The sequence below is a fragment of the Kribbella sp. NPDC023855 genome (assembly GCF_040639475.1).
GTDB lineage: Bacteria > Actinomycetota > Actinomycetes > Propionibacteriales > Kribbellaceae > Kribbella.
This window is the reverse complement of record NZ_JBFAAA010000002.1, coordinates 946,416-967,499: the sequence shown is the minus strand read 5'-3', so window position 1 is coordinate 967,499 and position 21,084 is coordinate 946,416. Positions and strand designations below refer to the sequence as shown.

The window sequence follows — 21,084 nt, the reverse complement described above, 5'->3', positions numbered from 1 at the left end:
CCACGGAGCGGTCCGTTGATCGAGCTTCGACTGCCCTCGCCAGTGGCCGAGCTGCACGACGAGCGGCTGGGTGGCGTGCGGGTGCTGCTGAAGCGTGACGATCTGATCCATCCGGAGGTCCCGGGCAACAAGTGGCGCAAGCTGAAGTACAACGTGGCTGCTGCTCGCGACCTTGGGGCTCGCACGCTGCTCACCTTTGGCGGCGCCTACTCGAATCACCTCCGCGCGACTGCTGCGGTCGGCCATCACGGCGGCTTCGCGACGATCGGCGTGGTTCGCGGCGAGGAGCATCTGCCGCTCAATCCCTCGCTCGCCTACGCGGTGGAGCGCGGCATGCGGCTCACCTATCTCGACAGAACGTCGTACCGGGCGAAGACCTCGGATGAGGTGATCGACCGGCTGCGCAGGGAGTTCGGGGACTTCTACCTGATCCCTGAAGGAGGCAGTAACACGCCTGCGTTGCTCGGGTGTGCTGAGTTGCCGGCGGAGATCGCGGAGCCGTTCGACGTACTGGTCTGCGCGGTTGGTACGGGTGGGACGTTGGCCGGGGTCGCCGCAGGACTCGAGCCGCGGCAGGTGGCGATCGGCGTACCGGTGCTGAAGGCGTCGCTCGAAGCTGACGTTGCCGGGTTGCAGCGGGCGGCGTACGGGCAACGGGTCGGGACCTGGCGGCTCGAAGGCGGCTATCACTTCGGTGGGTACGCGAAGCGCACGCCTGAGCTGGATGGGTTTGTGGACGACTTCGAGGCGCGGCACGGTCTCCGGCTCGACTGGGTCTACGAGGCGAAGATGATGTACGCGTTGTTCGACCAGGTACGCCGAGGAGCCTTCGCCGCCGGTACTACGGTGGTCGCGCTGATCAGTTGAGGGCCAGCGCGCGTGCCGTCTCCAGCAGGTTGTCGCCGGTCGGCAGGGTGGCGAGGATCGGGGTGTCGAGGCCGTTGACGACGTACTCGTTGATCTGCGCGCGGCAGTCCGCGGCCGAGCCGTGGACGACCAGGTCGTCGATCACGTCGAGCGGTACTGCGGCCATCGCGGCGTTGCGATCACCGGCGGCCCAGGCGTCGCGCATCGGCTTCATCGCCTCGCCGCGGCCGAGCCAGTCGTGGAACGCGGCGTAGCCGGGCACGGTCAGGTAGGTCGCGATCAGGAACCGGCCGATGTTGCGGGCCATCTCGGCATCCTCGGTGACACAGACGAAGATCCGCGCCGCGAGCTCCTTGCCGTCACCCAGCTCGGCCCGGACCTGGCGCACGTCATCGGCCGACAGCCAGTTGGTGATCGCGCCGTCCGCCTCCCGGGCGGCCAGTCGCAGCATCTGCGGCCGCAGCGCGGCGAGCATGATCGCGGGCGGAACGTCCGGCGCCTTCTCCAGCCGGAACCGCTTGATCGTGAAGCTGTCGAACTCCCCGTCGACCTTCTCGCCCGCGAACGCCGACCGCAGGAAGCGCAGTACGTCGCGAGTGCGGGCCAGCGGCGGGTCGTACGCGATCCCGTTCCAGCCGGTCACGATGGTCTCCGACGAGGCCCCGATCCCCAGCACGAACCGTCCGGGCGCGAGGTCGGCCAACGCGGCCGCACTCATCGCCAGCGCCGCCGGCCCCCTGGTGTGAACCGGTACGACGGCCGTGCCGAGCCGGAGTCGCTCGTCCCACTCCGATGCCAGCACCAACGGCGTGAACGCGTCGGCACCCGCGACCTCGGCAGACCAGAGATCGGTGTAACCCAGCGAAGCCAGCTCGGTGATCAGCGGCTTGTGGTCCCGAAGCGGGACGCCGGTCAGCGGAACGGTGAGACCCCAGCGCATTCAGATCATCCTCTTCAGCAGCGGCAGCGGAGCGTACTCAAGAATCCTCGCCATCGGCACCCATGGCCAGAACGGAACGAACGCCTTGGCCTTCTCCGCCTCGATCGCCGCGACCATCGCGCGCACGCCGGGCACGGTGTCGACGATCAGCGGGGTCTTCGCCACGTGCTCGTTCAGCTCGGACCTGATGTAGCCGGGGAAGATCGTGCTCACCTTGATCGGCTTGCCGAGCAGCTCCAGCCGGAGCCCTTCGGCGAGCGTCGCGACGGCGGCCTTGGTCGCGGCGTACGTGGTGACCGACTTCGGCATCCCGCGCACCGCGGCCACTGACGAGATGAAGACGAGGTGGCCGTTGTTCTTGGCCCGGAACAGCTCGAGGGCGGCTTCCGCTTGGGCGAGGACGGCGGTGAAGTTGGTCTGGGCGGTGATCAGGTTCGCGTCGAACCGGCCGGTGCCGAGGGGCGCGCCCTTCCCGATGCCGGCGTTCACGATGATCCGGTCCAGCGGCAGCTCGGCGTCGATGGTGCGGAACGTCTCGAACACCGCGTCATGGTCGTTCACGTCGAGCGGATGGATCAGCACGGTGGCGTCGGGGTAGGCCGCGGTCAGCTCGGCTTGCAGTGCCTTCAGCCGGTCCTCGCGGCGGGCGGTCAGCGCGAGGTTGTGTCCCTTGGCGGCGAACTGCCGGGCCATCTCCTCGCCGAGTCCCGAGCTCGCCCCGGTGATCAGGATGTTGCGTCGCATCAGCTGGCCCTATCGGTAGGAGAGCAGTTCGGTGCCGTCGAGGTGGCCGTGGTCGTTGTAGCTGACCAGGGTCAGGCCGCTGCGCCCGGAGGTGAGCTTGGTGATCGCGGTGTTGATGGTGACCGGGTTGAGCTTGAGCCACAGGTCGTCGGTCCCGGCGAGGAGCCTGCTCGTGACGGCCGCGATCGGGCCACCGGAGGTGAAGACGAAAGCGGTCTCGCCTTTGCCGACGCGGTTCGCAGTACGGCGTACTGCGTCTTCCGAGCGTTGGCAGAAGGCGGCGAAGGACTCCGGATAGCCCTCGCCGTCGACCCAGCGCTGGGTGGCGGCGCTGAACATCTCCTGGAACGCCCGCGCCGGATGGCCGGAGCGGGCGAGGTCGGCAAGCAGTACCGCGCGGCGTTTGTAGGCGGGCTTGTACGCGACGATCACCTGGTCGTGGTCGAACTCGTTGAGCCCTTCGTCGACCTCGACCGGTACGTCGAGACCCGCTGCCCTCAGCGCGATCCCGGCCGTCTGCGCGTGCCGGCGCATCGCGCCCCTGACGACGAGGGACGGCTTGAGACCGCGTTCGGCGAGCGCTTCGCCCAGTACTGCGGCCTGCTGCTCGCCCTGGGGCGAGAGCCGGTCGTAGTCACTGCGGCCGAAGGACGCCTGCGCGTGCCGGATGAGGTAAATGGTGGGCATTCAGCGACTCATGATCTTGCGGCAGCGCCGCTCTAGGAGGTTGACCGGCAGCCAGAGATTCCTGAACCGGGGATTGCGGGTCTGCTTGTGGTGGTAGCGGTAGTAGATCTGCTGCGCGATCACGGCGAGCCGGAACAACCCGAACACTTCATAGAACGCCCAGTTGGACGCGTCGAGCCCGGACTTATCGCAGTAGTAGCGCACGATCTCGTCCCGGCTGATCATCCCCGGTACGTCGGACGGTTGCATCTTGAATCGCCGGAAAGCCCAGTCGTCGTCGGCCTGAACCCAGTAGGCGAGCGCGCTGCCGAGATCCATCAACGGATCCCCGAGCGTGGCGAGCTCCCAGTCGAGCACCCCGACGATCTTCAGCGGGTCATCGGGTGCCAGCACCACGTTGTCGAGCCGGAAGTCGTTGTGAATCACACAAATCCTGGTGTCCGCCGGCCGATTCTCCTCCAGCCACGCCATCACCTTCTCAAAACTCGGCACGTTCCAGGTCTTCGCCTTGCGATACCGCCCACTCCACCCACTCACCTGCCGCTCGACATACCCCTCCCCTTTGCCAAGATCGGCAAGCCCAGCCGTGGCCGGATCCACCCGATGCAGATCCAGCAGCGTGTCCACCAACGTGAACCCCAACTGCCGCGCTTGCTCAGGCGCGAGCTCAACCCCAAGCTCCGACCGCCGCGGAATGATCCCCTCAACCCGCTCCATCACATAGAACTCGGACCCGATCACACTGCTGTCGTTGCAGTAAGCAACCATCCCCGGCACCAACGGAAACACCGGCTTGAGCTTCTCCTGAATCCGAAACTCCCGCCCCATATCGTGCGCACCCCTGGCTTTGGTACCCACCGGCGGCCGACGCAGAATCAGGTCATGCTCGCGATACCGCAGTAGATAGGTCAGGTTCGAAGCCCCGCCAGAGAACTGCCGCACCTCAGGCAGCCCGGCCGGCAGAGTTGTCTGCTGTCGAAGCCAGGTGTCCACAGCGGGGACGTCGAAGGTGTCTTCGGGGCGGACTGGGCGGGCGTCGGTTGGTGGGTTGGGCATTTACCGGTCTCCGGTGGCTGCCTCGGTGCGGGTTCTGGCTCGGGCGGCGATTTTGCGCATCTGGCGGTCGTACAGCGGGCGGGCGAAGCGTTTGGTGCGCCAGGCGAGGAGGGCGGGGCGGTCGGGGATGATCAGGAACTGGTGCTTCTTGATGCCGGTGATCACGTTGGCGGCGATCTCGTCAGCAGTACGGGGTGACTTCTCGATGAGTTTGCGGGCGGTGACGTTCATCTCGGTGTCGGCGCCCTGGATCGAGTCCGCCAGGTTGGTGCGGAAGAAGGACGGGCAGACGACGGACACGGTCACGCCGTACGGGTGGAGTTCGTGTGAGAGCGTCTCCGACAGCGCGACCACGCCGGCCTTGACCGTGTTGTACGAGCTCATCATCGGCGGATGCACCAGCCCGGCCGCCGAGGCCGTGTTGACGATGTGCCCCGAGCGTTGCCGTTTGAACAGCGGCGTGAAGGCGCGGCAGCCGCGGACGACGCCCATCAGGTTGATGTCGACGACCCGGTCCCACTCGTCCAGCGACTCGACGTCGATCCGGCCGCCGGTGGCGATCCCGGCGTTGTTCACCAGGATGTCGAGCCCACCCCAGTTCTCCTCACACCACGCGACCGCCTTGTCCCAGTCGTCCGCGTCGCGCACGTTCAGCTGCCGGTACTGCGCTCCGTCCGGCACCCGCGACTCCGCCGCGACATCGGTACAGAGCACTTGGTGGCCATCGGCAACAAATCGGGCGACCAGCGCCTCACCCAGCCCACTCGCGCCACCGGTGACGAGAACCCTGCTCATTCGGACTCCTTGTACTTCGCCAGTTCGAGCTTCGCGATCACTCCACGATGCACCTCGTCCGGCCCGTCGGCCAGCCGCAGTGCCCGCGCACTCGTCCACGCCCCGGCGAGCGGGAAGTCGTCGGACAGCCCGCCACCACCGTGCAACTGGATCGCCATGTCGATCACGTCCTGCGCCATCCGCGGTACGGCGACCTTGATCTGGCTGACCTCGCTCAACGCACCGGCCAGGCCCTTCGTGTCCAGCAGGTACGCCGTCTGCAACACCAGCAGCCGCGCCTGGTTGATCGCGATCCGCGCGTCGGCGATCCGCTCGCGGTTGCCGCCGAGGTTGACCAGCGGCTTGCCGAACGCGGTCCGACTCGTCCCACGCCGCAGTGCCAGCTCGAGCGACTTCTCGGCCAGCCCGATCAGCCGCATGCAGTGATGCACGCGACCCGGGCCGAGCCGTCCCTGGGCGATCTCGAACGCACGACCGGGTCCGACCAGGATATTGGCCACCGGCACCCGGACATCGGTGAACGAAACCTCGCCGTGGCCGTGCGGTTCGTCGTACCGGCCCATGGCGGGGAGCAGCCGCTCGACCTTCACGCCGGGGGTGTCACGCGGGACGAGCACCATGGTGTGGCGCGCGTACCGATGGGCGTCCGGGGCGGTGAGGCCCATGAAGATGAGGAGTTCGCAGTCCGGGTGGCCGACGCCGGTGCTCCACCACTTGCGCCCGTTGAGCACGACCTCGTCGCCGTCGACGATCGCGGTGGCGGCCATGTTGGTCGCGTCGGACGAGGCGACGTCGGGCTCGGTCATGCAGAACGCGGACCGGATCGCGCCGTCCAGCAGCGGCTCCAGCCACCGCTTCTTCTGCTCGTCGCTGCCGTAGCGGAGCAGTACCTCCATGTTGCCGGTGTCGGGGGCGTTGCAGTTGAACACGTACGGCGCGATGAACGACCGGCCGGTCAGCTCCGCGATCGGCGCATAGTCGAGGTTGCTCAGACCTTCCCCGTACTGCGCGGTGCCGGGTTCCGCCGGCGGGAGGAAGAGGTTCCACAGACCCTGCTTGCGCGCCTTCGCCTGGAGTTCTTTGAAGGCGGGCTGTGGTTGCCACGGATCGGCCGCCGCCTTGGTCGCGGCGTGCAGCTCGGGCTCGACCGGCTCGATCTCGGTCCGGATGAACTCGGCGACCTGCCCGATCAACTCCTGCGCCCTCGCGGACGGTTCGAACCCCATCACGTCTCCTCGGTCGGCTGTTCTTGACGGTAGCGCACTTACTGAGCAATGCTCAATAGCGTGAAACCGGGCCACCCAGCGCATCCGCAGCCTGTGGACAGCCCTGTGGATAAGTCGGTGGACGGGCGGCGCCGACGGCTGAGCGCGGAGGATCGCCGCAAGCAGCTGGTCGGCATCGGACTGATGATGTTGCGGACCCAGCCGATCCACGAACTGTCGATCGACGCGGTCGCGGCCGAGGCGGGAATCTCCCGCGGACTGCTGTTCCACTACTTCCCGACCAAGCGCGACTTCTACGTCGAGGTGATGAGCGCCGCCGGCCGCCGCCTGCTCCGGGTCACCAAGCCGGACCCGTCGTTGCCCGCCGACGAGCAGCTCCGCCAGATGCTGCTCTCCTTCGTCGCCTTCGTAACCCGGCGCCGGGACTCCTACATCTCCTTCGTCCGCGGCGCCGCCGGCGGCGACAACTTCGTCGTTCAGGTCTACGCCACTACCCGAGCCGGCCTCACCACCCGAGTGCTGGAACTCCTCGACTCGGCAGCCGAAGCCGACCGCCCGGCCTCCCGCGACCGGATGACCGTGCACGCGTGGCTCGCGTACGTCGAGGACCTGGCCATCGAGTGGTCGGGTCTCCCCGAAGCCGACCGGCCGACGTCGGCCGAGCAACTCGTGGACCAGGCGACCGCCGCGCTCCACGCACTCCGTGCCCTCTGACCCACTCCGCAGCGTTACTAGAGTGGGGCGATGACCCGGTTCGCGCGGCTCGGCTTGCAGCTGGGGATGACCGCCCTCTGCGTCGCGCTGTTCTGGCTTCCACTGGACGACCGGTCCGGCTGGTCCCTGACCGTCCACCTGGCGCTGATCGCCGTGCTGACGATCGGCATGCTGCTCCGCTCCTGGGCGCCGTCAGCCGCGTTGGCGCTGGTCGGGACCGCGACCTTCGGGGGTGCCGCACTCCACCTCACCCAGGACCCGTTCATCGCGGCCGCCTGGACTCTCTACCCTGTCGCAATCCGCAAGAGCACCGGCCGGTTCCCGTCGGTCGCCTCCGCGATCTTCGCGGCCGTGGTCGCGGCGGTCTCCATGGTCGGCAGTCCGGAGGGGCAGGACGCCGCCCGCTATGTGACGCTGAGCCTGGTGGCGCTGGCCGGCGCCTGGGCACTCGGTACTGCGACCGGACGGCGGCTGCTGGAGGTCGAGCGCAGGGTCTCCGCTGAGAAGGATCGGGCGGTTGCGGCCGAGCGGCTCCGGGTGGCGCGCGAGGTGCACGATGTCGTCTCGCACTCTCTCGGCTCGATCTCGGTGGCGGCTGGAGTCGCGGCGCGCGTCGACGCGGACGACCCTGTTCGGCTGCGCGGCAAGCTGCAACGGATCGAGCAGACCAGCAGGGAGGCGCTCGACGAGTTGCGGGTCGCGCTGGGTGCGATCCGGGACGGAGGCGAGACGGCTCAGCGGGAGCCTTTGCCGGGGTTGGGTCAGCTCGCCGGCTTGGTTGAGCGGGTTCGCGGTGCCGGGACGGAGGTGACGTTGAGGGTGACCGGTGTGGACGAGGTACCGCCGGCGATCGGACTGGCCGTCTACCGGATCACGCAGGAGTGCCTCACGAACTCCGCCCGGCACGCGCCCGGTTCGCACTGCCGCGTAGCCGTCACCGGCATGGACGGCGACGTCCTGATCGAGATCGACGATGACGGCGCCGGAGCGCGGCCGGCGGACAGCCGAGGCCAAGGCGGATTGCTGTCGTCGAAAGGGCGGCCGGTCCAAACCGGAATGCTGTCGGGGGAAGTCGGTTTTGGGTTGGTGGGGTTGCGGGAGCGGGTGGAGCTGCTGGGCGGTACGTTCGCCGCCGGGCGCCGGTCCGACGGCGGGTTTCGGGTGCGGGCGACGCTTCCGGTTGGGCGGCAGGAGGTGACCGATGGCTGAATCCGTCCCGGTTCTGGTGGCAGAGGACCAGGAACTGCTTCGTACCTCGCTGTGCGAGCTGATCGACGACGATCCGCTGCTGTCCGCGGTCGGCGAGGCGGCCAATGGTCAGCAGGCCATCGAAGCGGCGAACCGGCTGCGGCCCGCGGTGGTCCTGATGGACATCCGGATGCCGGTGCTCGACGGCCTGGCGGCGACCAAGTCGATCTGCGCGCGGCATCCGCGGACCAAGGTGATCATGCTGACCACCTTCGATCTCGACGAGTACGTCTACGAGGCGCTGCACGCCGGCGCTTCCGGCTTCCTGCTCAAGAACGCGCCGGCCACCGAGATCCTCCGGGCGATCCACACCGTGCACGAAGGCAACGCGATGCTGGCGCCGGAGGTGACCCGGCGGATGATCGCCGGCTTTGCCGCCCGCCGGCCGCGACCGCACCCGTTCGCGGCGCTGACCGAACGGGAGCGCGACGTGGTCGGCGCGATCGTGCGCGGGCTGTCGAACGAGGAGATCGCCGACGACTTGTTCCTCAGCAAGGCGACAGTGAAGACCTACCTGAGCCGGCTGTTCGTCAAGCTGGGCGTCCGGGACCGGACCCAACTCGTCATCCTGGCCTACGAATCGGGTTTCGCCGGCCGCTGACTGTCAACCTTTGGCCGATGCGCCGGCCGCCGCCGGCACGGCATCTTGATCGCCATGATCGACATCACCACGCTGACCAAACGCCATGGCAAGAAGGTTGCCGTCGACAACATAAGTTTCACCGCCGCGGCCGGCCGGGTGACCGGGTTCCTCGGTCCCAACGGCGCCGGGAAGTCCTCCACGCTGCGGATCCTGCTCGGGCTCGACTCCGCCGACGCAGGCAGTGCCTTGATCGGCGGGCGTCCGTACCGGGAGCTGCGCAATCCGCTGCGCACCGTCGGCTCGTTGCTGGACGGCAGCGGCGCCCACCGCTCCCGGACTGCCCGGGCGCATCTGTCCTGGGTTGCCCGCAGCAACGGTATTTCCCGGTCCCGGGTCGACGAGGTGCTCGACCTGACCGAGCTGTCCGACGTGGCCGGCAAGCGAGTCGGCAAGTACTCACTGGGCATGGGTCAGCGCCTCGGCATCGCCACCGCCTTGCTCGGTGAGCCCGAGGTCCTGGTGCTGGACGAGCCGGTCAACGGCCTTGACCCTGAAGGCATCCGCTGGATCCGCCGCTTCCTGACCGAGTACGCCGCCGGCGGGCGCACCGTCCTGGTCTCCAGTCATCTGATGAGCGAGATGGCGGAAACGGCCACCGACCTGGTCGTCATCATGGCCGGCCGGGTGGTCGCGGCCGGACCGCTCGCCGAGGTCACCGCCGGCCACGCGTCGCTGGAGGAAGCCTTCTTCGCCCTCACCGATCCGCGGACCGCCGCTCCGGCCAGCGAAACGGGGCAGGCATGCTGAACCTGACTGTCGCGGAACTGCGCAAGGCGTTCTCGCTGCCCTCGGCCTACGTCGGTATCGCACTCGCCACAGTGGGGACCGTCGGTCTCTCAGCGCTGGCAGCGAGCTCGCGCCGCGCGGCCATGGACCGGGGTGACACGAACGCCTTCCGGAACTCCTCGCCGCTCGACGCCGGCTTCGAGATCGTCGGGCCCGGCGTCATCGGGGTGGCGGTGCTCGCCGTCGTCATCATGAGCAGCGAGTACACGCCGAACCGGAAGGACGCCGGGGCGGGCCGGCAGATCCTGGTGAGCCTGACCAGCGTTCCGCGGCGCAGTCTCCTGCTGGCAGCGAAGGCACTGGTGGTCGCCGTCCTCACCACGCTGATCGCGATGATCAGCATCCTCAGTGGGCTCGCGGTGACTCAAGCTGTGCTGGGCGATCACGGCCACTCCTTCGGCACCGTGCTGGACAAGTCCGGCTGGCGGATCGCCGGCGCGGTCGCCTTCTGGGTGTTCTCCGCACTGATCGCGCTGGCCGTCACGGTCGTCACGCGCAGCGGTGTAATCCCGCTGGTCGTGCTGATCGTCAACTCGTCGATGGTGTCCGTGTCGTTCCTGCTCACCAAGGTCACGCCGCTGGCGAAGTACTTGCCCGACGTCGCGGGGGCGCAGAGCTTCACCACGCGCTACCCCGCCGACGACATGCTCAGTCCGGCCACCGGTGCGCTGGTGATGGCCGGCTGGACGGCACTGCTGCTGGTGGCGGCGGGCTGGATCTTCGCCAGGCGGGATGCCTGAGGTGACGAACGACTTCCGTGCCGTCTGCGCAGCGGAACTGCTCAAGCTGCGCAGCCTTCCGGCCGTGGCCATCACGCTCGCCGTGACCCTGGTCTGCACCACCGGCCTTTCGGTCCTCCTCGCCACCAGCGACGAGACACCCCTGCAGACCATCCAGTACGCCCAAGTCGGCTTCATCGTGCTGGGCGTCCTCACCATCGGCAGCGAGTACGCCGGCAGCCAGATCCACACCACGCTGCTGAGCATGCCGAACCGGCTGGCCCTGCTGGCGGGCAAAGCGACCGCCTACGGCATGACGGCTCTCGTCGCCGCGGTGCTCACCGTCACTGCTGCGTTCGTAGCGTCCCGACTGTCCAGCGACCAGCCTGCCGGTGATTTAGGCGCCCTTCTCGGCGCGGTCGCGTACCTCGTCCTCATCGGGCTCCTGGCAGCCGCCATCGCGACCCTGACTCGCAACCTGCTCGCTGCGGTCATCGGCATGACCGCGTTGGTGTTGATCGTGTCCCCGTTGTTGCGCAGCATCACCACGGCCGCTTCCTACCTCCCCGACAGCGCCGGAATGCGGCTTTACCAGGGCGCGGACGACAGTCTCACCGTGCTCCAGGGCTCTGCGGTACTCGTCGGATGGCTGGCCGTCGCACATGTGGTGTCGGCGGCAACCTTCCTCAAGCGGGACGCCTAGCCGGCCCAGTGGAGTCACGAACCACCAGTTCGGTGGCGAGCTCAACGTGCAGGGCCTCCACCTCGTGGTGGTTGAGGAGGCGGATCAGGAGGCTGACGGCCATGCGGCCCATTTCCTGAAGGGGTTGGCGGACTGTGGTGAGGCGGGGGGTGGTGGCGCGGCTGACGTCTATGTCGTCGAAGCCTGCGACCGAGAGGTCGTCCGGTACTGCGAGACCGCGGTCGGCGGCGGCTTGGAGGGCTCCGACCGCGGCCTTGTCATTGAAGGCGACCAGCGCGGTGGGGCGTTCTGGGAGGTCGAGGAGTTCGGCTGCGGCTCGGTAGCCGTGGTCGGTGGTGGGCTGGATCGGGCGGACGAGGGCCGGGTCGGGGAGGATTCCGGCGTCGGCGAGGGCCGCGGCGTGGCCTCCGAGGCGGGCGTCGCTGGCCAGCCATTCGCTCGGGCCGCCGATGACGCCGATCCGCGTGTGCCCCAAGCGAACCAGGTGCGAGGTCACCTGCCGCGCGCCGGCGAAATGCGCTGCCGAGACGGCGGCGATGTCACGCGGCAGCGGAGTACGGGGGTCGACGACGACGAACGAGAAGCGGCGGGCGCGGAGTTGGATCAGCTCGTCGCCCGACTCCGGCGGCAGGATGAGGATCCCGCCGGCCAGGTCGCGTTGCCCGGGCAGCTTGGCCAGCACGGCGTCGTGCTGGGTCGCCTCGCCCGCGTTGAGGACCAGCTGGCGGTCGTGGCGATCGAGTGTCTCTGCGATCGACGAGACGATCAGGCCGAAGTAGTCGGTGAGCAAGTACGGGCAGCGCACGTAGACGGCTCCCCCGACAGGCTTCGGTGATCCGCCGCGCGGACTCGGCGCCCGTACGCCGAGCCGTTCGACGGCCCGCTCGACCAGTTCACGCGTCTGGGGCGCGACGTTGCCCTGCTGGTTGAGCACGCGGGAGACCGTCGCGATAGAGACACCGGTCTCTGCCGCGATCTCCCGCACAGTGGCTCTAGCGGGCATTTGTTACATCGCCTTGTTTCACGATTCGCACTCTAGATCACCTTGACAGCCCGGGTCTACCAGCGTTTCCTGAAGGCCGAATGTTGCGTGTTTGTTTCATTTGTTACATCGGGGTTGACCTGAGGAGAACGATGAAAAGACCAGCGATCGGTGCTGTCGTGGCCGGCTCCGCCCTCCTGCTCAGCGGCCTTTCAGCCGGCGCCCAAGCCGTCGGCACCCAAGCCGTCGAGCGGCCCGCCGCGAAGACCACCGCACGCGTCTGGGTGACCACCCCGGAACGGGCCGAGCTGTTGCACGAGCGGCCGTCCGTTGCCTTTGGCAAGGGGCAGAGCGCGCGGACGACCATCACGGTCGACCCCGGGACGCAGTACCAGACGATGGACGGGTTCGGCGCCTCGATCACCGACTCGTCGGCGAGCGTGCTCTACCGGCTGAGCCCTGCCGTGCGGGAGCAGACGATGCGCTCGCTGTTCGACCGCGAGCAGGGCATCGCGGTCAGCTTCCTGCGTCAGGTGGTCGGCTCGTCGGACTTCACCGCATCGCCGCAGCACTACACGTACGACGACGTACCGGCCGGGCAGACCGACTTCCCGTTGCGGCACTTCAGTATCGCCCACGACCAGGCGCAGATCCTTCCGCTGCTACGCCGGGCCAAGCAGCTCAATCCGTCGCTCAAGGTGATGGCCACACCGTGGAGCCCGCCGGCCTGGATGAAGACCGGCGACTCGCTGGTCGGTGGCCGGCTCAAGGACGACCCGGCGATCTACAACGCCTACGCGCGCTACCTGGTGAAGTTCGTGAAGGCGTACGAAGCGGCCGGCGTACCGGTGGACTTCATCTCCGTGCAGAACGAGCCGCAGAACCGCAAGCCGAGCGGCTACCCGGGCACGGACATGCCTGTGCGGCAGCAGGCCGCAGTGATCTCCCAGCTCGGCCCGCTACTGCGCGCGGCCAGCCCACGGACGAAGATCCTCGGCTACGACCACAACTGGTCGACCCATCCCGGGGACGTCGCCAGCACCCCGCCCGGTGAGGACCCCGAGACCGACTACCCGTACCAACTGCTGAACAGTCCAGCCGGCAAGTGGCTGGCCGGTACGGCGTACCACTGCTACTCCGGCAACCCCAGTGCGCAGACCGCGATGCAGCAGACCTTCCCGGACAAGGGCATCTGGTTCACCGAGTGTTCCGGGTCGCACGGGCCGAACGACACTCCGGCGCAGATCTTCCGCGGCACCCTCACCTGGCACGCCCGCACGCTGATGCTCGGTACTACGCGCAACTGGGCCAAGTCGGTCGTCAACTGGAACATCGCGCTGGACGACAAGGGCGGCCCGTACAACGGCGGCTGCACCACTTGCACCGGGCTCGTCACGGTCCAGCCGGACGGCAGCGTCACCACTGACGCGGAGTACTACACGATCGGGCACCTGTCGAAGTTCGTGCGCAGTGGGGCGGTGCGGATCGCCAGTACGTCGTACGGGACGACCGGGTGGAATGGGCAGCTCATGTCGTCGGCCTTCCGCAACCCGGACGGCTCGACCGCGCTGCTGGTGCACAACGAGAACGACGAGCCGCGGAGCTTTGCAGTTGCCGTTGGCGACCAGTCCTTCGAGTACACGCTGCCTGGTGGTGCGATCGGGACGTTCGTTTGGGAGCGCACGCCGAAGCCGGTGCTGACACCTGTCTCGCTGGCGGGGGCGACGGCGAGCGCAGTACCGGCTGCTGATGCTGCACTGGCGTTCGACGCTGACGGCTCCACTGTCTGGCAGTCGAAGGCAGCACAGGCGGCGGGGCAGTACGTGCAGGTAGACCTCGGTACGGCGAAGCAGTTCCGACGGATCGCGCTCGACAGCGGCGGCAACACCGACGACTACGCCCGCGGCTGGCAGCTCTCCACCAGCTTCGACGGGACCACCTGGCACCCACTGGCATCAGGCACAGCCTCCGGCCAACTCACCAACGTAGACGTGCCGCCCACCCGCGCCCGCTACGTCCGCATCACCTCCACCAGCACCAGCGACCACTGGTGGTCCCTCGCCGACGTCCGCCTTTACAACTGACGCGACGTCAGCCGCAGGTAGTAGCCGTCGGGGTCGTGCAGACGAAAGTCCCGCAGACCCCACGGCTGCTCCTTCAGCCCGGCCTCCAGTGGCCATCCGGTCGCTTCGATCCGGCTGAACTCGCTGTCGATGTCATCCACTTCCAGCACGATCTCGGTCCCGCTCGGCACCCGCCTGGCCGCCGGATCCACGCGTTCGCGGTGGACACCGATCCCGATCCGCGCAGTGCCGCGGCCCATCCACAGGTAATGCACCTGCCCGTCGACCTGCTGCCTGGACAGTTCCTCGAACCCCAGCACGCGCCGGTAGAACTCACCAGACGTCTCGGGGTCAGCAGCGAACACCTCGATCCGCAGACTCAGCTCCATACCGGAGATCCTCGGAGCTCAAGCTCGCTCGAAGTCAAGGGCCCGCTCGATCCAGCTGGCGACGGTGCCGGCAGTTTGGTTGTCTCTGGCGATGAGCTGGAGGCCTACCGGGAGGCCGGGGGTCTTCAAGGGAATGCTGATTGCGGGGTGGCCGGTGATGTTGGGTAGGCGGACGTGGCGCATGAGACTTGCGCGGACGTCATCAGCGTCGAGTAGGGGCGCGACGATCGGGACAGTAGGTAGGAGTACTGCGTCTACTTGCTGCAGTAGAGCGGACAGTTGGTTGGTTAGGTCGGTAGCGGCGGCGCGGGCTTGGATGTAGCGCCAGGCTGGGACTTCTGCTGCTTCACGTAGTCGCTGCTGGACATCAGGTTGGTAGGTCTCCGTGGAGCGGCCCAGGTGGTTGGCGACTGCTTCCGGGCCTTGCATGTCCACTCCTGTTTGCTGGGTCGTGTTCCAGTCGGGCAGCTCGACCTCGACCGTCTCCAGCTTCGCCATGGCGTGGGACCACGCCGCAGCGACTTCCGCGTCGCAGTCTCCGTACTCCGGGTTGGTGGCGATCCCTAGTCGCGGAGTGCCCACCTCGCTTGCTGTTGGTTGGCCCGAGAGCGCAGCCATCGCATAGACCGCGTCAGCGACGGTTGTCGTCAGCACGCCAACGGTGTCGAGGCTCTGGGCGAGTGGGAAGACTCCATCGGCCGGCAGCGTGTCCCGGGCCGGCTTGTAGCCCACCACTCCACACAGGGCAGCCGGCATGCGTACTGAACCGGCAGTGTCGGTGCCGATCGCCAGTGGTACCACTCCTGCCGCCACAGCCGCGCCCGCGCCCGAACTGGAGCCGCCGGTCATCCGGGCGAGGTCACGCGGATTGCGGCAAGGCCCGACGCGGTTCGACGTACCGGTGCAGCCGTAGGCGAACTCGTGCGAGTGGCTGAGCCCGATGATGACTGCACCGGCTGCGCGCAACCGGCGTACGACGTCTGCGTCCTTTGTCGCGACACCCGTCATGGAGGCGGAGCCGCAGCGGTAGGGCAGGCCTTCGACCTCGACGATCTCCTTGACCAGGACCGGGATCCCGGCCAGCGGGCCTCGTGTTGCCCGCTTGGCCGCTGTCAGCGCGCCCTCAACGTCCAGGTGGACGATGGCGTTCAGCTGCTCGGCATCGGCCGCTCGCTGCAGAGCCTGCTCGACCAGGGCGACCGGGTCGAGTTCACCTGCCCGGACAGCGGCCGCGGTCCTCTGCAGTGAAGTCACTCGTCAATCAGATCACCTCCACGGTCGAGCTGCCGCGTGCAGTACGAGCCTGGTAGCTGGTGCTGACGCCTGCATTGGCCTGCAGCCTGTTGACGGCTCGGTAGGCAAGCTTGGCCTCGTCCTGCGTCACCTCGAGTACGCCGTACCCGTGCTGGCGCATGTCGATCAGCTTGAGATGCGGGTTGTACTGCAGCCGCTTCTGCTCCTCGGCCTTCGCCCCGGTGGCGCCCTTGGTGTCGCCGGTGTTGGTCGACGACACGGACGGTACGACGAACTCGACGCCGGCCCGCCGCGTCCCACCCGAGTTGCCCGCGCCGGGTGCGCCAGGCGCGAAGCCGGTGTCCCAGAGCTCGCCGGAGAACGTGTCGTGGTCGTCGCCGGTCACCACCACCAGATCGGAGACCCGCTCGGCCGCGAGCGACAGCAACTCGGTGCGCTCGGCGCCGTACCCGTCCCAGGTGTCCATGAAGGCGCGCTCGCCCGCGGCGCCGGTGACCATGCCCATCATCATGTTCGGGTTGGCCAGCACCTTCCAGCGAGCACCCGAGGAGCGCAGACCGTCCTTCAGCCAGGCCTTCTGCGCCGGCCCGAGCATGCTGCGCCCCGGCGCGTCGGCGGCCGCGCAGACGATGCTGCCGCCGTCGTCGCAGGGCTGGTCGTCCTTGTACTGACGATTGTCGATGGCGAACAACTCGACGGTCCGGCCGAGCTTGAGCGAGCGATAGGTCCGGGTCAGGTCGCCGCCGTACCGCGGTACCGGCATCCGCTCGAACCACGCGTGCCAGGCCGCGCTCTTCTTCTCCTGGAAGAACAGTTCCGGCAGCGTCCAGTTGTCCTTGCTGTAGTTGTTGCGGAACTCGTGGTCGTCCCACAGCGGCAGGAACGCGTGCTGCGCGTGCATCGCGCGCAGGTTCGGGTCACTGCGATACAGCGTGTACTTCGCCCGCATGCTCGACAGCACCTGTGGATAAAGGTTGAGATCGATCCCCCGTACGCCGGGCACGGTCGCTTCGTAGACATAGTCGCCGAGGCAGACGACCAGGTCGAGGTCCTCGGCGGCGAGGTGGCGATGCGTCGCGTAGTACCCCTCGGTGAAGCCCTGGCAGGTGAAGAAGCCGATCCGGACCGGCTGGTTCGAGTCGGCCGGGCGCAAGGTCTGGAACCGGCCGACCGGCGACACGGTGTCCTGCCCGCGGAACTGGTAGAAGTACTCCGCTCCGGCGGTGAGCCCGGTCGCCGGGAAGTGCACGCAGCCGTCCCACTGCTTCTCCGCGATCACGGTCGCGACGATCTCCGGCCGGCTCAGGTCGCGCTGCTTCGACACCACGACGGCCAACTCTGCGTCGCCGTCGAAGAGTCCGCGCGGCACCCGGGTCCACAGCGTCGCGCCGTCCGTGCGCGGGACGCCGGCCATGATCCCCTCCGGGAAAGTGGCGCCACGGACCAGCGTCGGGGACGCGTCGGCGGCAGTGCGGAGCGTCGGAGTACCGGTGCTCCAGGCGGTGGCCGGAGCTGTTGCGGCGACACCTGCGACGCCGATCGCGCCGAGGACGGTTCTGCGGGTGAGGTCAGCCATGGAGAAAATACTGAGAGGTAATAATGAATCTGGGAAGACCTCAGCGCGACCGATCAGTGACAGCCCGTAGACCTCACTGACTGCCGTCCGGCCAGTGAGGAAAGCGAAACAGGAGCGTCACCCCCGATTGCTACCGTCCGGGAGATGGAACTGATGGAGGGCGTCGCCGTACGCCGAGCCGACCGCACCGACCCGGCCATCCTCTCCCTGACGACCGCGCAACAGGCCGAACTCGCCGCCATCTACGGCGACGACCAACCGCTGGTCACCCTGCACCCGGACATCGAGTTCATCCTGCTGACTCTCGACGAGACCCCGGTCGGCTGCGTCGGCCTGCAACCGATCAGCCCTGGGCTCGGCGAGATCAAGCGCATGTACGTCGAACCGTCCTCCCGCGGGTGGGGCCTGTCCCGCCGGCTCCTTGCGGAGATCGAGTCACACGCCCGCACCCGCGGCCTGACCACCCTCCGCCTGGAGACCGGCACCCAGCAACACGAAGCCATCGCCCTCTACACCCACAACGGCTACCACCCGATCCCGCCGTACCCACCCTTCGAGAACGAACCAGCCTCCCTCTGCTTCGCCAAGACCCTCGACTAGTCGGGCAGGTCGAGGACCAGGTTTTCGCCGTCGCGGTGGAAGCCGAGTTTCTTGAGGTAGTTGGCCGAGTCGCGCATGCGGGGTGGAGCGAGGACCTGGTGGAAGCCGTGGTCGGTGAAGACGTCGCTGCGTCGGTAGACGAACTCGCCGGGGGTGAAGTCGCGGTACTCGGGGAGGACGTAGTCGAGGTCGATCTGCGCGCGGCCGGAGCCGGCGTCGTGGGCCAGGACGACGCCGACGGTGCGTTCGCCGCGCTGGACCAGGAACGCGTAGGGGCTCGTTGCCGACGTGAAGCCCGGGTTGAACTTGGTGATGTCCTTGTGGTGGGCGGTCAGCACATGGCCGAGGTACGCGTCGGAGCTGTTCACCTCGAGCACGGCGTACTCCAGTTCGTCGTGCCGGTGCCGGAGCAGGCGCCAGAGCTGGATCACGTTGATGACGGCCAGGACGGCGTTCATCCCGACCATCGGCCAGACCGGGATGGCGAGGTTGAAGCCGACCAGGATGACGCAGCCGATCAGGTTCAGTACGCGAAGCCGAAGGATTCGGGTCTGCAGCAACGACACGACGACCAGCGCCGATCCGCCCCACCCGATGATGCTCAAGAGGTCCACGGCGTGAGACTAGACCAGCCGGACGGGTGGACTGGTTGACGCAGACTGGGCGTGTGACCCACCTCGTGCTGCTGAACGACTCCCCGCTCGAGCTCGTCGACCCTCTGTTGCTCACCGCAACCAGCTACGGGCACTTCACCTCGGTGCAGGTCCGTGACGGCCAGGTCCGCGGCCTCGACCTCCATCTGGAACGCCTGGACCGCAGCTCCCGCGAACTCTTCGGCCACGGCATCTCGGCCGACCGCGTCCTCAGCTACCTCCGTACTGCGCTCGCCCGGTCGGCGTCGGGAGACTTGTCGCTTCGCGTCACCGCGTTCACCCGGGACCGGGCGGTCCTGGACGGTACTCCGGTCGAGCCTGACCTCCTGATCGCGGCAACAGACCCGATCGAACCCACCAGCGAACCGCCGCGGCTGCTGGCCGTTGAGCACGAGCGCACGACGCCACACGTCAAGCACACCGGGACGTTCTCACTCACCCACGCGATCCGCCGCGCCCGCCTGGCCGGCTACGACAACGCCCTCTTCTACGACCGCCACGGCCACGTCTCCGAGGCATCTGTCTGGAACATCTGCTTCGCTGTCGACGACCGCATCGTCTGGCCGGCCGCCGACGTCCTGCCCGGCATCACCATGCTCACGCTCCAGGCCGGCCTCGACGCCATCACCGTTGCACGTGAAACTGTCGACATTTCCCTGACCGACCTGGCCGGCTACCGAGCCGCCTACCTGACCAACTCGATCGACCCGGCCCTACCGGTCGCGTCGATCACCACGCCGGCCGGGACTACGCAGTACGAGCCGGACAGTCAATCGGCAGCACTGATCAGTGCTGCCTACGAGGCGATCCCGCCGCAGAAGATCTAGGAGCGGGCGTTCCACCACTCGAGGAGCTTCGCCCGGGCTGCTTCCTCGCCGAGCGGGCCCTCGTCCATCCGGAGTTCCATCAGGTACTTGTAGGCCTGGCCGACCTCGCGACCGGGTCCGATGCCGAGGATCTCCATGATCTGGTTGCCGTCGAGGTCGGGACGGATCGAGTCGAGCTCCTCTTGTTCCTGCAGGTGCTCGATCCGCTGCTCCAGGTCGTCGTACGCCGCGCGCAACGCGTCGGCCTTGCGCTTGTTGCGCGTGGTGCAGTCGGCCCGGGTCAGGACGTGTAGCCGGCTGAGCAGCTCGCCGGCGTCGCGGACGTACCGGCGTACGGCGGAGTCGGTCCACTCGCCGGTGCCGTAACCGTGGAACCGCAGGTGCAGCTCGACCAGCTTGCCGACCTGCTCGATCTGCTCGTTGCTGAACCGGAGCGCCTTCATCCGCTTCTTGGCCAGTTTGGCGCCGACCACGTCGTGGTGGTGGAAGGTCACCTTGCCGTCGCCCTCGAAGCGCCGGGTCTTCGGCTTGCCGATGTCGTGGATCAGCGCGGCGAACCGGAGCACGAAGTCCGGTTCGTCGGTACCGATCCGGGACTCCAGGTCGATCGCCTGCTCGAGCACGATCAGCGAGTGCTGGTAGACGTCCTTGTGCCGGTGGTGCTCGTCGAGCTCGAGCCGCAGCGCGGGCAGCTCGGGCAGCACGTGGTCGGCCAGCCCGGTGGAGACCAGCAGGTCGAGACCGATCCGCGGGTACGGCGAGCAGACCAGCTTGATCAGCTCGTCGCGGACCCGCTCGGCCGACACGATGGTGATCCGCTCGGCCATCGCGGTCATCGCGGCGACCACGGCCGGATCCGGCGTGAAGCCGAGCTGGGCGGCGAACCGGGCCGCGCGCATCATCCGCAGCGGGTCGTCGGAGAACGAGTCCTCGGGCGATCCCGGGGTGCGGATCACCTTGTTGGCGACGTCCTCGATCCCGCCGTACGGGTCGACGAACTGGTGGGACGGGAGCAGCACCGCCATCGCGTTCATGGCGAAGTCGCGGCGGGCCAGGTCGCCCTGCAGGTTGTCGCCGTAGGCAACCTCAGGCTTGCGCGAGGTGGGATCGTAGGACTCGGACCTGTACGTGGTGATCTCGAGCACCCAGTCACCCTTCCGACAACCGATCGTGCCGAAGGCCTTGCCGATGTCCCAGACGTGGTCAGCCCAGCCGGCCAGCAGCCGCTCGACCACGTCCGGCCGGGCCGAGGTGGCGAAGTCGAGATCCTTGCTCCCGCGGCCGAGCAGAATGTCCCGCACCGGGCCGCCCACCAGGGCGATTTCGTGCCCGGCGTCGGCGAACCGGCTACCGAGCTCGTCGACGACCGGCGCGATCCGCAGCAGTGACTGCACACCTTGCCGCTGGACAGCGGACAACGATCCGGCAGAGGCTGAGCGGTCGGGAGTAGAGGACACGGGGAACAAGTGTGCCGCTGAGGGGAATGCTCGAGTGACGGGGGTGTCCAGGATGGTGCATCGCAAGGCGGCGAAGCGGCCGCGATGCGGGGTTCATCGTGGCCGCTTCGCCGCCGCCGCGAGGTGCCGTCCTGGGCGCCCCCGGCGCCGAGTAG

At 68.0% G+C, this 21,084-nt stretch carries 22 protein-coding genes; 10 read left to right on the top strand and 12 right to left on the bottom strand.

Annotated features, from left to right (window positions below):
• Positions 1-15: 15 nt before the first annotated feature.
• Positions 16-867: a pyridoxal-phosphate dependent enzyme gene (locus AB0F51_RS10385; RefSeq protein WP_360277030.1), complete on the top strand. Its 852-nt coding sequence runs from the start codon at positions 16-18 to the stop codon at positions 865-867.
• On the opposite strand, the gene AB0F51_RS10380 is transcribed toward AB0F51_RS10385, so the two are convergent.
• Genes AB0F51_RS10380 through AB0F51_RS10355 form a run of 6 tightly spaced genes read right to left on the bottom strand, consistent with a single transcriptional unit; the run spans position 860 to position 6,315 of the window.
• Positions 860-1,807: an LLM class F420-dependent oxidoreductase gene (locus AB0F51_RS10380; protein ID WP_360277027.1), complete on the bottom strand. Its 948-nt coding sequence runs from the start codon at positions 1,805-1,807 to the stop codon at positions 860-862. The genes AB0F51_RS10385 and AB0F51_RS10380 overlap by 8 nt on opposite strands.
• A complete protein-coding gene (locus tag AB0F51_RS10375) occupies positions 1,808-2,551 on the bottom strand; it encodes an SDR family oxidoreductase (protein ID WP_360277025.1) in 744 nt (247 codons plus the stop codon).
• A 9-nt stretch (positions 2,552-2,560) separates the two neighbouring features.
• Entirely contained in the window at positions 2,561-3,238 is a 678-nt protein-coding gene (locus AB0F51_RS10370) for a histidine phosphatase family protein (protein WP_360277022.1), read from the bottom strand.
• Positions 3,239-4,294: a phosphotransferase family protein gene (locus tag AB0F51_RS10365; RefSeq protein ID WP_360277019.1), complete on the bottom strand. Its 1,056-nt coding sequence runs from the start codon at positions 4,292-4,294 to the stop codon at positions 3,239-3,241. It lies immediately after the preceding gene.
• Positions 4,295-5,089 (bottom strand): SDR family NAD(P)-dependent oxidoreductase, encoded by a 795-nt coding sequence (locus AB0F51_RS10360; protein ID WP_360277016.1) that lies wholly within the window; start codon positions 5,087-5,089, stop codon positions 4,295-4,297.
• Entirely contained in the window at positions 5,086-6,315 is a 1,230-nt protein-coding gene (locus AB0F51_RS10355; protein ID WP_360277013.1) for an acyl-CoA dehydrogenase family protein, read from the bottom strand. Before AB0F51_RS10355 ends, AB0F51_RS10360 begins: the two co-directional genes overlap by 4 nt.
• Before the next feature lie 105 nt (positions 6,316-6,420).
• Here AB0F51_RS10355 and AB0F51_RS10350 point away from each other — a divergent pair, with 105 nt between their 5' ends.
• The 6 genes from AB0F51_RS10350 to AB0F51_RS10325 are packed head-to-tail and all read left to right on the top strand — an operon-like array spanning position 6,421 to position 11,128.
• Positions 6,421-7,029 carry a TetR/AcrR family transcriptional regulator gene (locus AB0F51_RS10350; RefSeq protein ID WP_360277010.1) on the top strand — a complete coding sequence of 203 codons (609 nt, stop codon included), beginning with the start codon at positions 6,421-6,423 and terminating at the stop codon, positions 7,027-7,029.
• 30 nt (positions 7,030-7,059) lie between these two features.
• Positions 7,060-8,238 carry a histidine kinase gene (locus tag AB0F51_RS10345; protein ID WP_360277008.1) on the top strand — a complete coding sequence of 393 codons (1,179 nt, stop codon included), beginning with the start codon at positions 7,060-7,062 and terminating at the stop codon, positions 8,236-8,238.
• On the top strand, positions 8,231-8,878 hold the full coding sequence (locus AB0F51_RS10340) for a response regulator transcription factor (protein ID WP_360277005.1): 648 nt from the start codon (positions 8,231-8,233) through the stop codon (positions 8,876-8,878). Before AB0F51_RS10345 ends, AB0F51_RS10340 begins: the two co-directional genes overlap by 8 nt.
• A gap of 54 nt (positions 8,879-8,932) precedes the next feature.
• Positions 8,933-9,667, top strand: a complete 735-nt coding sequence (locus tag AB0F51_RS10335; protein WP_360277003.1) for an ATP-binding cassette domain-containing protein — start codon at positions 8,933-8,935, stop codon at positions 9,665-9,667.
• Positions 9,661-10,446 (top strand): hypothetical protein, encoded by a 786-nt coding sequence (locus tag AB0F51_RS10330; protein ID WP_360277000.1) that lies wholly within the window; start codon positions 9,661-9,663, stop codon positions 10,444-10,446. Before AB0F51_RS10335 ends, AB0F51_RS10330 begins: the two co-directional genes overlap by 7 nt.
• Positions 10,439-11,128, top strand: coding sequence for a hypothetical protein (locus tag AB0F51_RS10325; RefSeq protein WP_360276997.1), 690 nt, complete (start codon positions 10,439-10,441; stop codon positions 11,126-11,128). The genes AB0F51_RS10330 and AB0F51_RS10325 overlap by 8 nt, the downstream gene beginning before the upstream one ends.
• Here AB0F51_RS10325 and AB0F51_RS10320 read toward each other — a convergent pair.
• The gene (locus AB0F51_RS10320; RefSeq protein WP_360276995.1) at positions 11,112-12,131 is read right to left on the bottom strand and encodes a LacI family DNA-binding transcriptional regulator; all 1,020 of its coding nucleotides are present in this window, start codon (positions 12,129-12,131) and stop codon (positions 11,112-11,114) included. The genes AB0F51_RS10325 and AB0F51_RS10320 overlap by 17 nt on opposite strands.
• A 131-nt stretch (positions 12,132-12,262) precedes the next feature.
• On the opposite strand from AB0F51_RS10320, the gene AB0F51_RS10315 reads away from it, so the two are divergent.
• Entirely contained in the window at positions 12,263-14,194 is a 1,932-nt protein-coding gene (locus AB0F51_RS10315; RefSeq protein WP_360276992.1) for a discoidin domain-containing protein, read from the top strand.
• Here AB0F51_RS10315 and AB0F51_RS10310 read toward each other — a convergent pair.
• From AB0F51_RS10310 to AB0F51_RS10300, 3 genes are read right to left on the bottom strand one after another with little or no spacing between them, the layout of a single operon-like run.
• Positions 14,185-14,562, bottom strand: coding sequence for a VOC family protein (locus AB0F51_RS10310; RefSeq protein WP_360276989.1), 378 nt, complete (start codon positions 14,560-14,562; stop codon positions 14,185-14,187). The two genes, AB0F51_RS10315 and AB0F51_RS10310, sit on opposite strands and share 10 nt — an antisense overlap.
• An 18-nt stretch (positions 14,563-14,580) precedes the next feature.
• Entirely contained in the window at positions 14,581-15,816 is a 1,236-nt protein-coding gene (locus AB0F51_RS10305; RefSeq protein ID WP_360276986.1) for an amidase, read from the bottom strand.
• A 7-nt stretch (positions 15,817-15,823) separates the two neighbouring features.
• A complete protein-coding gene (locus AB0F51_RS10300) occupies positions 15,824-17,392 on the bottom strand; it encodes an alkaline phosphatase D family protein (protein ID WP_360276983.1) in 1,569 nt (522 codons plus the stop codon).
• 144 nt (positions 17,393-17,536) lie between these two features.
• Between AB0F51_RS10300 and AB0F51_RS10295 the strand changes: the two genes are divergently transcribed.
• Positions 17,537-17,992, top strand: a complete 456-nt coding sequence (locus AB0F51_RS10295; RefSeq protein WP_360276980.1) for a GNAT family N-acetyltransferase — start codon at positions 17,537-17,539, stop codon at positions 17,990-17,992.
• Here AB0F51_RS10295 and AB0F51_RS10290 read toward each other — a convergent pair.
• Positions 17,989-18,606: a hypothetical protein gene (locus AB0F51_RS10290; protein WP_360276978.1), complete on the bottom strand. Its 618-nt coding sequence runs from the start codon at positions 18,604-18,606 to the stop codon at positions 17,989-17,991. The genes AB0F51_RS10295 and AB0F51_RS10290 overlap by 4 nt on opposite strands.
• A gap of 53 nt (positions 18,607-18,659) precedes the next feature.
• Here AB0F51_RS10290 and AB0F51_RS10285 point away from each other — a divergent pair, with 53 nt between their 5' ends.
• Positions 18,660-19,472, top strand: coding sequence for an aminotransferase class IV (locus tag AB0F51_RS10285; RefSeq protein WP_360276975.1), 813 nt, complete (start codon positions 18,660-18,662; stop codon positions 19,470-19,472).
• Here AB0F51_RS10285 and AB0F51_RS10280 read toward each other — a convergent pair.
• Positions 19,469-20,890: a CCA tRNA nucleotidyltransferase gene (locus tag AB0F51_RS10280; protein ID WP_360277285.1), complete on the bottom strand. Its 1,422-nt coding sequence runs from the start codon at positions 20,888-20,890 to the stop codon at positions 19,469-19,471. The genes AB0F51_RS10285 and AB0F51_RS10280 overlap by 4 nt on opposite strands.
• Positions 20,891-21,084 lie beyond the last annotated feature (194 nt).